The sequence below is a fragment of the Selenomonas oralis genome, assembly GCF_051603425.1.
GTDB classification, from domain to species: domain Bacteria; phylum Bacillota; class Negativicutes; order Selenomonadales; family Selenomonadaceae; genus Selenomonas; species Selenomonas sputigena_A.
This window is the reverse complement of record NZ_CP194411.1, coordinates 2,005,744-2,020,696: the sequence shown is the minus strand read 5'-3', so window position 1 is coordinate 2,020,696 and position 14,953 is coordinate 2,005,744. Positions and strand designations below refer to the sequence as shown.

At 53.5% G+C, this 14,953-nt stretch carries 10 protein-coding genes and 1 pseudogene; 6 read left to right on the top strand and 5 right to left on the bottom strand.

Annotation, left to right across the window (positions count from 1 at the left end):
• Window positions 1-30: 30 nt before the first annotated feature.
• Window positions 31-825: a 5'-methylthioadenosine/S-adenosylhomocysteine nucleosidase gene (locus ACRTGH_RS09610; protein ID WP_368847457.1), complete on the bottom strand. Its 795-nt coding sequence runs from the start codon at window positions 823-825 to the stop codon at window positions 31-33.
• A gap of 382 nt (window positions 826-1,207) precedes the next feature.
• Here ACRTGH_RS09610 and speD point away from each other — a divergent pair, with 382 nt between their 5' ends.
• Window positions 1,208-1,675, top strand: a complete 468-nt coding sequence (gene speD / locus ACRTGH_RS09605; RefSeq protein WP_368847456.1) for an adenosylmethionine decarboxylase — start codon at window positions 1,208-1,210, stop codon at window positions 1,673-1,675.
• An 87-nt stretch (window positions 1,676-1,762) separates the two neighbouring features.
• On the opposite strand, the gene ACRTGH_RS09600 is transcribed toward speD, so the two are convergent.
• The 4 genes from ACRTGH_RS09600 to ACRTGH_RS09585 all read right to left on the bottom strand — a co-directional run bounded on the left by ACRTGH_RS09600 (window position 1,763) and on the right by ACRTGH_RS09585 (window position 10,386).
• Complete coding sequence (locus ACRTGH_RS09600) at window positions 1,763-3,481, bottom strand: tetratricopeptide repeat protein (RefSeq protein WP_368847455.1); 1,719 nt, start codon at window positions 3,479-3,481, stop codon at window positions 1,763-1,765.
• Between the two features lie 93 nt (window positions 3,482-3,574).
• Entirely contained in the window at window positions 3,575-4,870 is a 1,296-nt protein-coding gene (locus ACRTGH_RS09595) for a DUF445 family protein (RefSeq protein ID WP_368847454.1), read from the bottom strand.
• Window positions 4,870-6,111 carry a DUF445 family protein gene (locus tag ACRTGH_RS09590; protein WP_368847453.1) on the bottom strand — a complete coding sequence of 414 codons (1,242 nt, stop codon included), beginning with the start codon at window positions 6,109-6,111 and terminating at the stop codon, window positions 4,870-4,872. The genes ACRTGH_RS09595 and ACRTGH_RS09590 overlap by 1 nt, the downstream gene beginning before the upstream one ends.
• A gap of 15 nt (window positions 6,112-6,126) precedes the next feature.
• Window positions 6,127-10,386: an acyl-CoA dehydratase activase-related protein gene (locus ACRTGH_RS09585; protein WP_368847452.1), complete on the bottom strand. Its 4,260-nt coding sequence runs from the start codon at window positions 10,384-10,386 to the stop codon at window positions 6,127-6,129.
• Window positions 10,387-10,871: 485 nt separating this feature from the next.
• Here ACRTGH_RS09585 and ACRTGH_RS09580 point away from each other — a divergent pair, with 485 nt between their 5' ends.
• From ACRTGH_RS09580 to ACRTGH_RS09560, 5 genes and pseudogenes are all read left to right on the top strand, one after another.
• Window positions 10,872-11,825, top strand: coding sequence for a magnesium transporter CorA family protein (locus ACRTGH_RS09580; protein WP_368847451.1), 954 nt, complete (start codon window positions 10,872-10,874; stop codon window positions 11,823-11,825).
• 11 nt (window positions 11,826-11,836) lie between these two features.
• Entirely contained in the window at window positions 11,837-12,067 is a 231-nt protein-coding gene (locus ACRTGH_RS09575) for a hypothetical protein (protein WP_368847450.1), read from the top strand.
• 282 nt (window positions 12,068-12,349) lie between these two features.
• Window positions 12,350-13,615, top strand: a pseudogene (locus ACRTGH_RS09570) (filamentous hemagglutinin N-terminal domain-containing protein).
• Entirely contained in the window at window positions 13,596-14,033 is a 438-nt protein-coding gene (locus ACRTGH_RS09565) for a hypothetical protein (protein WP_368847449.1), read from the top strand. The pseudogene ACRTGH_RS09570 and the gene ACRTGH_RS09565 overlap by 20 nt, the downstream one beginning before the upstream one ends.
• Window positions 14,023-14,949: a hypothetical protein gene (locus tag ACRTGH_RS09560; protein ID WP_368847448.1), complete on the top strand. Its 927-nt coding sequence runs from the start codon at window positions 14,023-14,025 to the stop codon at window positions 14,947-14,949. Before ACRTGH_RS09565 ends, ACRTGH_RS09560 begins: the two co-directional genes overlap by 11 nt.
• Window positions 14,950-14,953: the final 4 nt, after the last annotated feature.

The window sequence follows — 14,953 nt, the reverse complement described above, 5'->3', positions numbered from 1 at the left end:
GGAAACTTCTTCACATTTGGACGAAATCCTTCAACGACTCCGCATATATGCCTCGGCGACGGCAAGCACATATTCCTGCAAAGCTGCGCCAACGGCAAGATCCCAATCCACATCACCGGCAAAGACCGTATTCGAGACGACGCGAATCGTAAGGAACGGGATATCGTAGGTCTGGCAAATCTGAGCCACGGCGTCTCCTTCCATCTCCTCGACAGCAGATCCATAGAAATCATGCAGGAAAAGAACCTGATCGACTTGGCAGTTCCAGCTGTCCGCTGTACCGATAATGCCCTCCGTCACACGTCCCTTCGTATAGACATCCCGAACGGAGCGCGCCGCAGCCAGAAGGGCTTCATCCGCCTTGTGATATACCTCCTGCGTGAAGCGCGCGGCTTCCTTATCGTAGGCAAAGACGCCAAGCTTTTCCAGGGCGCGTCCGTCAATACCCTCGCCCTCAGCGCGGTAAAGGGATTTCCATGCCGATTCATTGACCGTTTCCTTGCCCACGACAATATCAAAATTCTTCAAAGCGGGATCATGCGCCCCCGCCGTCCCTTGGTTGATGACGGCTACAGGCTGAAAGAATTCCATGGCGAGCGCCGTCACGGCCGCCGCATTGGCCAACCCCCACTGCGTGCGTGCAATAGCCAACGGCAGCCCCTTGTAAGTGCCCGAAGCGAAATACCATTGCCCAAGACGATATTCCTCCACCCCTTCGAGCTGTTCCACCATATGGCTTGTTTCTACCTTCATCGCGCCTTGGATCAGCAAGGGGCGAGCCCCGGTATACGCCTTTCCGTCCCTATCCAAAAGTCCTCTGCCCATCCCAAATCCCCCCAGATGAAAATCCCTTTGCCTGTTCCTGCAAACCAATCGGATAAATGCGAGATATTATACCCCTCCTCCTTTACATTGTCAACCGAATAACCTATAATGATGTATAAGGCGAAAATCTTGTTTTTTAGCGTGAAAATCCAAGAGGCCAAACCCAAAGGGCGCAGGCCGATTGGCTTTTCGGGTAAGGCGTGAGGACATATGTACAGCATGACTCGTTGAGGATGCCATCGCCAGAAGCGGCGATGAAAGCAACTCCTGCCGCTCTGCGTCACGGCTGACCATATGTCCTGAAAGTTTAAGCGTGAACATACGCGTATGGCAAGCGAACGCAAATGACACAGCAAGTTTATTGAAAAGGAGCGATTCCCTCTTGAAGATTATCGCACGGCATCTTACTGCTGACTTATACAACTGCAAAGAAAACAAGCTGTCGGACATGGAGATGACCGTTGCTACGCTCCGCCGACTGACGGATAATACAGGATTCCATATCCTGCAGGTCGACACGCAGGTAATCGAGCGCGGTCATTTCGTCATCCTCGCAGCGCTCAAGGAAGGCCACCTCGCCATCCATACCTACACCGAGCTCAAATATGCGGCAGCCGATGTTTTTCTCTGTGTCGCCGAAGCCGACCCGGAGGCTCTCTTCAAAGGACTCAGGAATTTCTTCAAACCCGACAAGTTCCGCACAACCGTCCTCAAGCGCGGCGACTTCGGCACGGTCAAGGACATGAAGCCCAAGATCAAATCCCGCGTCGCTCCCCTGCGGCGCATCCACAACACAGGCGCCAAAGTCATCCGCCTGCTTGCGCGGCGCAACCGCAAATCGAACTATTAAAACCATAACATCATACGAAAAGGAAAGAGGCTGCCTGACGGGTCAGCCTCTTTTCTTTTCGCAAACGGCCTCTCATTTTCGGCAAGTTCACTCGTATGCCGGCAAATCAGGCTGAAGGGCAAGCGCAGCCTTATAGTCGGCCTCGGATTCCTTCGTCATGCCCTGCCTCTTGTAAAGATAGCCGCGGCGGTAATAGCAGCCGACATTGGACGGATCAAGGCGAAGCGCCGCCGAATAATCGGCTATGGCTCTTTCCCGCTCACCCTGGTTTTCGAGAAGACCTGCGCGATTCGCATAAAAGGCGGGATTGGTTCCATTGATCCGGATAGCCTCGTCAAGATCTTTGAGAGCTCCCTCAGCCTTCTGCAGCTTGATTTTCTCGATGGCGCGCAGGTTCAGAAGATCCGCATTCCCCGGCTGGAGAGAGACCGCCTTGTCAAGATCGGCCAAAGCCTCCTCGTGACGCTCCATCATACGATACGTCAAGGCGCGCTCCACATAAACCGTCAGATTATCCGGCGCCTTTTCAAGGGCGTGCGTAAAATCATCAATAGCTTCCCCGTATCTCTTCATATTGCGATAGCTGCCTGCGCGGTTCAAATAAACGACAGCGGTATTCTCAGGCGGCAGGATGGTGAGAAGCTTTGAGAAATCCGCAACGGCCTCCTCGTATTTGCCCAGCTTATCATAGACGACGCCGCGCCCATTCAAAGCCGCAGGGCTCTTTTCATCGATCTGCAGGGCTGTCGTATAATCAGCGGCAGCACCCGCGAAATCTTTCATCTGCTCCTTGGTGATCCCTCGTTCGATATAGGCGCGCAGGTGATTGTCCCCCTCCGTGCCCTTTTCAATGGAGCGCGTATAATCTTCAACGGCTTCCTTAAGTTTTCCCAGTTTGCGCTCAACGGCTGCACGATACATATAAGTCGCAGAATTATCCGGCTGCAGGTCGATGGAACGGCTCAGATGAGTCATGGCCTCCGCAGCGTTGTTTTGTGCGATATGGACGAGCGCCATCTCAAATTCGATAAGCGCAAGCCCTGGTTCCAGTTTTTGAGCAGCCTCAAAATCCCGCAAGGCCTCATCGTAGCGTTTCATATCACGCAAAACAACGCCGCGATTAATCAAAGCCGTCGAATTCGTGCCGTTGATCTTCACCGCTTCGTTGAAACTCCGATAGGCAGCTTCAAGATCATTTTTTTGATAACTCGCATTACCTTCTCGAATGGCCTTGAAATCCGGCGACTGGATAGCAATCTCACCTTCCCCTGCCAGATTTTGGCCGACAGGGGGCGTAATCTGCAGCTTTGTCGGTTCCTGCTTTGCAGGCTTCTGCTTCAGAGGCTCCTGCGGCTTCGCCGCCTCCTGTTTTACCGGTTTCTGCTTCAGAGGCTCCTGTGGCTTCGTAGGCTCCGGCTTTGCAGGCTTCTGCTTCACAGGCTCCTGCGGCTTCGCCGCCTCCTGTTTTACCGGTTTCTGCTTCACAGGCTCCTGCGGCTTCGCAGGCTCCGGCTTTGCAGGCTTCTGCTTCACCGGCTCCTGCGGCTTCGCAGGCTCCGGCTTTGCAGGTTTCTGCTTCACAGGCTCCTGCGGCTTCGCAGGCTCCGGCTTCGCAGGTTTCTGCTTCACAGGCTCCTGTGGCTTCGTAGGCTCCGGCTTCGCACCGGATGCGTCAAAACTTCCGGCAGCTCTTGCCAGTGCATCATCCACAGCAGAAGCCTGTACTGCGGCGGGATTCGCCGCCCCCCATGCCGACAGACCTGCCAAGGCAGCTGCAAAAACCGCTTTTATCATTGTCTTTTTCACGAAATCGCTCCATTCGCATTTTTGCAAAAAACTTCTGTCCTCTATATTATCATACGGCAAGCGAATTATCCACAAAACAGCAGTCTCCGCATCTCAATGAATAAGCTGCATCAACAAAAATATCAAAAGACCTATGCTGGCGCCCACAATCGAGCCGTTCATACGAATCCACAAGAGATCCGGCTCGACCTTGTCATAAACAAGGTGGTTGAGCTGCTCATCCGTCAGGCGCGCGAGCACATCATGCACTATGATGCCCACGAGTTCCTGAGCTGCAAGCGCCGACCGTGCTGCAAGATCATAAAGGAACTTGTCAATCGTCTTCTGCAGTTTCTCATCTTCCTGAACAAGCACGAGCGTGCGTCGAAGTTCTGCGACGAGCACAGCGGAAAAACTCTCGCGCAGCAAGGGGAGCACGAGATCGAGGCCGCGTGCCGGACGTGCAAGAAAAAAGTGCTTTTGCACAAACTCAATGCTGCGCTCGATGGCTTCCTCCAGAGGCAAGCCTTCAAGCAAGGTATCCCGAAGCTCCATAGAAAACCGGATGAAATCCTCATCCTCTGAAAGTTCGGCAGCTTTCTCATAGCAGATGCCGATGAACTTCTCCTGCAGCGGCGAATCCTTCTCAGCCAGCTCCGTCAATACGCGCAAAGCCTGATGCTGTACAAGATGGGCAATATCCTCGAAGTTCAGCACATCCGTCATCTGCCCGAGCCCCAGAAGAAACATTTCCCAGCGGCTCGTTGCACGTTCCTTGGCATACGCATAAAGAAGGCGCTCAACGTTTTGAGGAAACTCTGGAGCCGCCGCCCTTTCCGAAAGATATTCGGCTGCACGAGCCACGAGCACATGATCGCGTTCATCGTCGCGCATCCAGCGCCCGATCAGAGAAAACATCTCGCCCGGCCGTGTCTTCGACAACTCCTGGCGCATTTCAGAGGCAAAACTTTCCGCCTGCTGTCTGCGGTCGATATGCATGGCAAAGCCCCGCACATAATGCAGAAGCTGCTGCACGAGCTTTTCCTGCACCGTCTCACGGCGCATCGCCTCAAGCAGCATACCGATAAAATCCATATGACGAATCACCTGGAAGAGTTTGCGGCGCGAAAAAAACTCGCGCTGCACGAGCATGATCGAGGCTTTGATAAACGCCTCGCGCCGCCTCGGCAAAAGCGCTGTATGCCACGGAAAACCAAGCGGTTTCCGAAAAAGCGCCGTCACGGCGAACCAATCCGCAATTCCCCCGACGAGAGCCGCATCTGCACAGGCGAGGAAACCGCGCGCCAGAAGGCTCCTAGGATACTCGATCACAAGGGCAAGTGCCAGGAGAAAAATGACGGCAGCGGCCAGAAGGGTTTTGTCCGCTTTGTTCCACGAACGCCAAAACATCAGCCCACCGCCTTTTCCACAAAATACGCGATGAGATAGAGCATCATCCCGGCCAGCGATCCCACGACGGAACCGTTGATCCGTATCATCTGCAAATCGTCATCAACGCGGCTTTCCACAAAAGCGATGAGTTCATCATCCGAGAATTCTTCCAGCCGCTCCTTCACCATCTGTGTGATGAAGGCGTGGTGATCCTTGAGCTCCTTTTCCATCACCCGCTTGAACGCCAAATCGGCACGCCGCTGCAAACTCTTATTTGCGATGAATTCATCGATTTTTTGGTCCACAAGGGAAAACAGCGGTTCGCGCCAAAAAGGCTCCGCCCCCTTGACATTTTTCTCAAGCCAGGCGGCGAACTGCGCCGAAAGATCGATTTTCTGGAAAGTCGTTTCCTTCCAACCTGCAATCGCTTTTTTCAGCGAATCGTTCGCACCGAAAGCATACAGCATCTCGCGAAATCCTGCAGATAATTTTTCATAACCATCCCCTTCGCCCTTGAGCATCTCAGCGAGATATGCGTCAAGGTGCGAAAGGGCGATTTCCTTCAGTCGTTCATCTGTCAGATCCATGGCCTGAATGACCGTCGTCCTGAGATTCGCCTGCCGTTCGTAACGCTCGCGCAGTTCCCGGATGTTTTCCAGCAGGATTTCCTGCAGAGCAGGATCGAGAAGCGTGCGGCGTACGGCACGAAGAACGAGATGCAGGATGCGGTCGCTGTGCCTTTTCTCACCGAGCATATCGAAAAGCCTCAGACGGAATTTTTCCAGCGGAAAACTCTTGAGGCTTTCCCGAATGGCAGGCCAGACGCTTCGGGAAACGCTTTCGGTATCCATCGTTTCCGCCGTGCGCAGGATTACTGCGGCGGCGAGTGTCTTGATGCGCTCGCGCCCGCCGCGCTGCACGAGGTATGCAACGAACATCTGTGCCATATCGAGCCTGCGTGCCGCCGCCATGATATGATCGGCGCTTAAAAGATCGTTCGCCGCATAATCGACAAGAGCTTGCATGATGCGTCCGCGGTTTTTCCGCAAGATATCGGTGCGATACGATATGCCCAAGGGTTTTCGGAAAATGGCCGTGACTGCAAACCAATCCGCAAGCCCGCCGACCGTAGAGGCGAGAAATCCCGCTTCAAGCAAATCCCAGAGAAAGCCCTGACCGACCATAGGCAGAACGGCCAGCGTACCAGCGACGCTGACGCAAAGCGCCAGCGTCGCCTTATATTTCTTTTGTAAAACCATATCAGCCACCAGTCGTCAATTCTGCTCGATACTATCAGCAGATGCGGCCGCAGTACGTCGCCTCGGATCCCTTTCCTTGGCAACAGCCAGCATCAGCTTGATACGGTTGAGCTGATTGACCTCCGAGGAGCCGGGATCGCAGTCAATGGCCACGATATTCGCCCCCTTGTAATCGTTCCGGAGACTATGAATGACCCCCTTGCCCGTGATGTGATTCGGCAGGCAGCCGAACGGCTGCAGGCAAACCACGTTGGGCACGCCCTCATGGATGAGTTTGACCATCTCGCCGGTGAGGAACCATCCCTCGCCCGCCATATTGCCAAGCGACACATGCTTCTTGGCAAGGCGCGCCGTATCGCCAATCTTATAGGGCGCCTCGAAACGCCTGCTCTTCTTCAGAGCCTGGCGCATCGGGCGGCGGAAAAATTCGACGAGACTGATAAACATCTGCCCAAACATCTTATCCTTGAGCTTACCCGAGAAAAGCTGTCTCTCCACAATGGAATCGTAAGCCATATAAAGGAAGAAATCAGCAAAGTCCGGCATGACGACCTCCGCCCCCTCTCCGATGAGAACCTCCTCGATATGATTGTTGGCGACGGGGTGGTACTTTACAAGGATCTCCCCGACAATGCCGACCTTCGGCTTCCAAAGGCCTTCCAAAAGCGGCAAATTGTCAAAATCACGCACGATCTGCCGAATATTGCAGGAGAATTTGAAGTAACTGCCGTGCATGAGTTCTTCCGTGCATTTTTCCATCCACGCCTCGTAAAGGCGTTCCGCGGCTCCCGGCTCCTTCTCATACGGCAGCGTCGCATTCCTGACCTTTTGCAGAAGATCGCCATAGAGAATCGCCTTGATGATATCGACAAAACTCGCCCGATCGAGCGAGAAGGCATCCATCTCAAGACCCCAGCAGGCAAAGACGGGAACCTGCGGATAGCCTGCATACTTCAGCGCCTGACGCATCAGTGCCAGATAATTTGTTGCACGGCAGGGACCGCATGTCTGGAACAGGGCGATTGACGTGTGGTCAGGATCGTACTCACCCGATTTCAAAGCGGCAAGAAGCTGTCCGATGACGACAATGGCCGGATAGCACATATCGTTGTTGACATAACGCAGACCGAGGTCGATTGCTGCCTTATCCGGCAGCGGCGGCACGACGACCTTGTAGCCATGCTTTTCCAGCACAGGACGCACGAAGCGGAAATGAATCGGCGCCAACTGCGGCGCAAGAATCGTATGCGTACGGCGGCACTCTTCGGTGAACCGCGGGCGTTCCGCTTCCGAAGCAGGCTGAAACACCGTCTTTTTGCGGCGCGCGAGCGCGGCGATCAAAGAGCGCAGGCGGATGCGTGCCGCACCGAGATTGCTGACCTCGTCAAGCTTTATCATCGTGTAGATGCGGTTATTGTTTTCCAAAATGGCCTTGACCTGTCCCGTCGTCACGGCATCAAGACCGCAGCCAAAGGAGCTGAGCTGGATCAGCGTCAGGTTGTCGTGCTCGGCAACGAAATGCGCCGCATGGTAGAGCCGTGCATGATAGCTCCACTGGTTGACAATGTTCAGCCCTGCCCCCTTGACGGGCAAATGGTATACGGCATCCTCGGAAAGAATAGCCAGTCCGTAGGACGCAATCATATCGGCTATGCCGTGATGAATTTCGGGATCGATATGATATGGCCTGCCCACAAGCATGATGGCAGGCTGCTGCGTCTTTTCCAGCTCCTGCAGGATGCCTTCGCCATAGTCGCGTACATCCTGCTTATAGTGCTCGATTTCCTCGTAGGCGGCAAGCACTGCCGCCTTGATTTCGCTTTTTGCAAGGCCTTCCGTCCCGCCGAGCTCTTCCGTGAGCCTTTCTATCATCCGCTTCTTATTGTCAAGCGGCAAAAACGGCTGAAGGAATCGAATATTCCTCTCGCGCAGAACATCCATATTCGCACGGATATTCTCGGCATAGGAGGCAACAACCGGGCAATTGTAATGATTATCGCCCAAATGGTTGCTGTCGATGATATTGTATGGGATGCACGGATAAAAGATCTTATCGACGCCCCTCTCCACAAGATCCATGATATGTCCGTGCACGAGCTTCGCCGGATAACAGAGCGAATCGGACGGCACCGTCGCCATGCCTTTGTAATAAAGAGCGGCAGACGACTTGTCCGAAAGCACAACCTCGTAGCCGAGCCGCGTGAAAAATGTGAACCAAAACGGATAATCCTCATACATGTTGAGACTGCGCGGCAGACCAATCCTGCCGCGAGGCGCCGCCGCTCCCTGCAGCGGCTTGTAATAATCGAAAAGGCGCCTGTACTTGTAATCGTAGATGTTCGGCACTTCCATTTCCTGCGGCTTCACCTTGCCAATGCCGCGCTCGCAGCGGTTGCCCGTGAAAAATTTGCCGCCGTCGCCGAATTTCTGCATAGTGATCAGACATTGATTGCCGCAGTGCCTGCAACGGTACGAGCTCGTCGTAACGGCAAAATCAGCCAGTGCCTCCGCCGAAAGAATCGCCGAACGCTCAAGCCCCTCCTCCTGCGCGAGGATCGCCGCACCGTAAGCACCCATAAGCCCCGAGATATCAGGACGCACGACATCCCGCTCGATGAGCTTCTCCATCGAGCGCAGAACGGCGTCATTGTAGAAGGTGCCTCCCTGCACGACGATATGGTCGCCCAAATCCCGGACATCCTTGAGCTGCATGACTTTGAAGAGCGCATTCTTGACGACGGAAAAAGCAATGCCCGCCGAAATATCGCTGACAGAAGCGCCATCCTTCTGTGCCTGTTTGACCTTCGAGTTCATGAAGACCGTACAGCGCGTGCCGAGATCCACAGGGGCTTTGGAATCCATAGCTTTGGCTGCGAACTCTCCCGCCGTCATCTTCAGGCCCTGGGCAAAATTCTCGATGAACGAGCCGCAGCCGGCGGAACACGCCTCATTCAACGTGATATTGCCGATATTGCCGTCCTTGACAAAAAAACATTTCATATCCTGCCCGCCGATGTCCATGACAAACGTGACCTTAGGGCAGAATTCCTGTGCTGCCCGCAGATGCGCAAAGGTCTCGACCTCTCCTGCATCCGCATGGACGGCAGCCTTGACAATGGCCTCGCCATAGCCCGTCGTCAAGGCTCCTGCAATATATGTCGCCGCATTCATATTGGCATAAAGTCCTTTGAGTTCCTCGACGACCGTTTTCAGAGGCGAACCATGATTGCTGCCGTACGAAGTATAAAGCAGTTCCTTATCCCTGCCGATGGCCGCGAGCTTCGTCGTCGTAGAGCCGGCATCGATGCCGATATAGATCGGCCCCTCGTAGGAAGCGAGTTCGCCGCGCTTCACCTTGTCACGGTTATGGCGCTCCTTGAACGCGGCATACTCCGCCTCATCGGCAAAAAGCGTGAAATCCGCCTGGCGCGTCTCCGCTTTCGCAGCATCGCGTGCGCGTGCGAGACTCTCCTCCAAGCGTGCGACATCGACGACTTCCGTCTCCTCGGAAAGCGCTGCACCGAGCGCAACAAAATAATTGCCGTCCGGCGCGTCTACCACCTGCTCCGGCGCAAGCTCCAATGTCTCGATGAAACGCCGGCGCAAAACGGGCAGAAAGTGCAGCGGTCCGCCCAGGAAGGCAACCTTGCCGCCAATCGGCCTCCCCTGCGCAAGATTGCTGATCGTCTGGTTGACGACTGCCTGAAAGACGGAAAGAGCAATATCCGCCTTTTCCGCACCGTCATTCATCAGTGCTTGAATATCCGTCTTGGCAAAAACGCCGCAGCGAGAAGCAATCGTGTAAATCTGCCGACCCTCTTCCGCCAGCGCGTTAAGCCCCGGCGCGTCGGTCGAAAGAAGCGATGCCATATGATCGATAAAAGAGCCTGTGCCTCCCGCACAAACGCCGTTCATGCGCTGCTCCGGCGCATCGCCGAAATACGTCACCTTGGCATCCTCGCCTCCAAGCTCGACAACGGTATCGGTCTCGGGTATCAGGGACTTCACGGCAGAAGCGCAGGCAACAACCTCCTGCACGAACGGCAAGCCGATATGCTGGGCAATTCCCATGCCGGCCGAACCGGTCAGCGCGAAAGAAAACTTCTTGCTGCCGACGATCTTCTTGAGATTCGCCAAATTTTCGCAGAGAGAGGCGCCGATCTCAGAAAAATGACGCGCATAATTTTTATACACGATCTTCTTCTCGTGATCGAGGACAACGAGTTTTATCGTCGTTGAACCGATGTCTATCCCCACATCAAATATGGAATTCATGAACTCACCGCCTAAAATCTATGGATAAGGGCATACTATGGAAAACTGTCGGGGAAACCGGCTCCGGCTTCCTTATAATATAAAACAGCAAACATCTCATGGCTGCAGCTTACCTCTGCTTTTTCATGGCAAAATACTATGAAAAGTGTTGTCAAACATATCCTGCCGCAGGGATACAAACCTATTATCATATTCTAACGCTTTTCGTCATGGGATTCAAGGATAATTGTTTTTTGACGGACTCCTCTTTCTGCCATTTTCCATCTGATAAACAGTTGACGAAAGGGCTGTCGTGGAGTAAGATTGGGAAGGGCTTTATTGCATCCTTAGATATATGGGAAGGTTGGTGAGGAAATGGACGGCGATTACCCCAGTTGCAAAACATGCACAAAAAATAATGACGGGCGCTCCCCTTTTCTCACTGTGTCTGACCGCTGATCGATGCATAGCGAATCGGAGTTCCCGCGAAAGGAGACTCCAGCAGCATGCTCAAGATATTCAAATCCCTGGAGAGCGGGCCCCTGCAGGCGCTTACGCTGAAAACGCTTGAAAAAGGCGCCTGGATCAACATCATCGACCCCACGCCCTACGAGCTCAAGGTCGTCAGCAACCTCACGGAAGTCGAACCCGACTTCCTTCGTTCCGCATTGGACGATGAAGAGCGTTCCCACACGGATGTCGAGGACAATTCCGTCATGGTTCTGACGAACGTCCCCGTCATGCGCGGCCAGGACAGCTACGATACGCTTCCGCTCGCCATCATCCTCACGGATGATTACTTTATTACCGTTTGCCTGGAAGATACGCCTGTGTTATCGGAATTCAATGAAAACACGGCAAAGCTCTTCCGCACCTTCAAGAGGACACGCTTCCTCTTCCAGATTCTTTACAAATCGGCGACCTTTTATCTGCGCTACCTGCGGCAAATCAGCAAGCACTCGGACGAAATCGAGCTGAATCTGCGCCGCTCGATGGAAAACAGCGATATCCTGCGCCTCCTGGAGCTGCAAAAAGGCCTGACCTACTTCAGCGCAGCCCTGCGCTCCAACGGAGCCGTTCTCGACAAGCTGCTGCGTCTGCGCTCCAACCAAGGAATCAATCCCATCATCAAGATTTATGAAGAAGATGAAGATCTGCTCGAAGATGTCATCATCGAAAACAAACAGGCCCGCGAGATGGTCGAGCTCTACAGCAAGATTCTCGCACGCATGGCCGATACATTCTCGTCCATCATCTCCAACAATCAGAACCTCGTGATGAAATTCCTCGCCGCCATGACGATCATCCTCGCCATACCGACGGTGATCTCGAGCTTCTTCGGCATGAACGTGCCTGTGCCCCTGTCCGACGACACAACGGCCTTCCTCTACATCGCCATACTCGCTGCCGTCATCGCAGCAGCTTCCTCCTATATATTATGGCGAAAAAATATGTTTTGAAGGAGAACATCATGCCAACCCTCGTTGAATCCGAATTGAAGTCCGGCGTCATCTTCGGCGATGCGGAAAACGGTGAATACGTCTACATGCCCGCCAGCGAAATCGGCGTCGCCTCGCCCCTATGCATCTACGAAGCAGGCAGCCTGCGCGACGATGTAGATCTTGCCGAAGCGCTGCGCCTCATCCGCGTGCGCAGCCTGCGCCCCGCCGTACATCCGAGGCTTGGAAAAAACTCCTGCTGAGGCTCGTAATATGGAACAAAAAGAAGAACGAAGAAGCCCCGCTGCTCCTTCGTTCTTCTTTTTGTTCCCCGGGAATGTAAAATATGCCCAACACTTCCGTTATCTAACAGGTGAAAATATTTCCCTATCGAAATAGCAATAAAAACCTACGAATATATTTGATATATCGTTCGATGAAAAAACAGATGAACAAATGCTAGGATATACAGCTTGGTCGGAAAGGAAGCGACGGGATTGATGAAGAAGAAAGAACTGGCACAGAAGATCACAGCCTGACTCACGCTGGGACTCCTTACCCTGCAGCCCGCAGCCCAGGCGGCGGAGATCGAGGCGGCCCAGGCTGCACCGGCGGGCGAGAAGCCGACCGTCACGGAGACGGCGAACCATACGCCGCTCATCCAGATCGCCGCGCCGAGCGCCGGAGGCGTCTCGCGCAACCAGTACGACAGCTTCAGCGTCACAGAAAAAGGCGCCATCCTCAACAACTCCTTCGCCTAGTCCAAGACCGAGCTGGCCGGCTACATCTCCGGCAACCGGAACCTCGCCTCCCGTCCCGCCTCCGTCATTGTCAACGAAGTCGTGGGCAGCCGCCCGAGCACACTCAACGGCTTCCTCGAAGTCGCCGGCCACCGCGCCGACGTCGTCATCGCCAATCCCAACGGCATCACCGTCAACGGCGGCGGCTTTCTCAACACCACCCGCGCCGTCCTGACGACCGGCCGCCCCCGCTACGACGCGGCCGGCCTTGACGCCCTGCGCGTGGAGCAAGGCGCTGTCGCCATCGAAGGCAAAGGCCTCGACGCAAGAGGCGCCGAAAGCGTCGACATCCTCGCCCGTGCCGTCGCCGTCAACGCCGGCATCTGGGCGAAGCAGGCAAGCATCAAGGCCGGTGCCAACGAGATCGGCTACGCGGACGGCAGCATCACCCGCCTCGCCGGAGACGAAGCCCTGCCCACCCTCGACGTCGCTGCCGTCGGCGGCATGTACGCCGGGCGCATCCAACTCATCGGCACCGGCAAGGGGCTCGGCGTCAACGTCGAAGGCAAGCTCTCCGCCACCGAAGCCGTCTCCCTTTCGAGCGACGGGCAGCTCCGTGTCGCCGGCAGCGTCCAGAGCCAGGGCACGGCAGCCATCGAAGCCGAAACCCTCGACAACGAAGGCCTCATCACCACGGGGAAAGGCATCGCGATCCATGCAGGCACTCTGGAAAACCACGACGGCGGCCGCATCTACGGTGAGCGAGTCAGCATCCAGGCCCAAAAGGTTCGCAACCAAAAGAATGCGGCACTCGAACAAGAGAGGAAGGCCGCGCAGGACATCCTCGACGAAAAAGCCAGAGCTCTGCAGGACGCCCATGACGTGGACGTCACCGCCTTCAAGACGAAGAGCCAGATTGCGGCCTACGAGCAAGGCATCGAAGCCGCCGCCCGCGCCTACGACGCACAGAAAGCCGAAGTCGATGCCATCGACAAAAAGCTCGGCGAGCAAAAAGCCGCCATATTTCGGCAAAGATTCAGATGTGTCGCATATGATTACGAAAGAAGTTGATTTTCAAAATGCCATAGCAAGGACGGTTGAAGAAATGTACAAATCAGGAAGAAGCACTGCTACTGTACAGATCGGGGTTTCTCCATATGGAAATGGAACACGGGAAGAGTGCCTGTCATTAGGCAGGTATACAAGCACGTTTGATATAACTATTGGGAAGGATGGATGTGTCACAGTGGCTGGGTCTGGAAAAGATATATATAACTTTGAATTGTGGACATCGATTGAATGGAAAGGCGATATACTGAGTACAGCAGGTCATATTTCTCGTACCATCGTAAATAATACAGCATATTTACAGGAAAAAGTGGGACATTTACGCCCGTATAAGATAGATATGGAGTTTCAAACGGAATATAATGAAAAAAATTTGAAAGAATTGCGGGAAAAGTTAGAGGCGAAAAATCTTGGGAAATAACATATCGTTATGTTTGAAAAATAACATATTGGCAATATGTGTTGCGTTGGGTTTCCTTTTATTTTACATGAGCCTTTTTCTATGGCTTCTGTGGGGGATGTTCCATGATACAGAAACAATACAGGAAATATTTCCCAGTGATTATTCATTGGAAGCATATCAGTTTCAGGGATTTGGGGAACCGGAGCCTTATAAACTGGAGGGGCATCTTTATGAGTTCAGCAACAAAACACATCGAAGATATTCCCTCGACTATGCAAAAAGTTATGCACGAATCGGAGAGCATCTTTGTGTATTGAATCAACGTGGTTTCTGGATTATAGATTTGTATCACAAAAGAAAAATTTTTTATAAGGAGGATTTGACAGATCGGGATGTACAAGACATAGAGAACAACATAGAATTTCCTGAGAGGGAAAATATGGCACCGCTCACGCAAAGGGAAAAGGCGAATATAATGTTGCGCACATATAACTATGCCCAAGAGGCGAAATGGAGGGGCGCAAAAATTATTAACCATGAGGAAGAATTGACTCCGGAGGAACGTGCGGCGTATAGAAAATTTCCCGAGGTGGCCAAGGAATTGAAGCATATTGAATACTATGGTCCGTATGATAGAATTTTGCTGTATCTGAAAATGCGAGTGGCACATATAGAGGAAGAGCCAGAGAAAGCTGCATTGACGCAAATTGTTCTCTATATGCAGGAATACCTTCATATAGATTTGCCTGGGGCGGCTAGAGCTCTTAACCAATATGATTATTCAAGCACCTCGATAAGGGTGCCAGCGATCCTCCAAAAAGAGCCAAAAGAGAAGCAAGAAAGATCGACATTGGCGCAAGCGTTCTTCTTTGTGGCAGAACCACCGATTTTTTGGACTATATGTTGGCCGACAGACTTGCTGCAAATACTGTAAACCG

Excerpts from the sequence above, each read along its gene's own strand:
- ACRTGH_RS09610 (WP_368847457.1), bottom strand. The coding sequence starts at position 825 with ATGGGCAGAGGACTTTTGGATAGGGACGGAAAGGCGTATACCGGGGCT.
- ACRTGH_RS09595 (WP_368847454.1), bottom strand. The coding sequence starts at position 4,870 with ATGTTTTGGCGTTCGTGGAACAAAGCGGACAAAACCCTTCTGGCCGCT.
- ACRTGH_RS09590 (WP_368847453.1), bottom strand. The coding sequence starts at position 6,111 with ATGGTTTTACAAAAGAAATATAAGGCGACGCTGGCGCTTTGCGTCAGC.
- ACRTGH_RS09585 (WP_368847452.1), bottom strand. The coding sequence starts at position 10,386 with ATGAATTCCATATTTGATGTGGGGATAGACATCGGTTCAACGACGATA.
- ACRTGH_RS09580 (WP_368847451.1), top strand. The coding sequence starts at position 10,872 with ATGCTCAAGATATTCAAATCCCTGGAGAGCGGGCCCCTGCAGGCGCTT.
- ACRTGH_RS09575 (WP_368847450.1), top strand. The coding sequence starts at position 11,837 with ATGCCAACCCTCGTTGAATCCGAATTGAAGTCCGGCGTCATCTTCGGC.
- ACRTGH_RS09565 (WP_368847449.1), top strand. The coding sequence starts at position 13,596 with ATGATTACGAAAGAAGTTGATTTTCAAAATGCCATAGCAAGGACGGTT.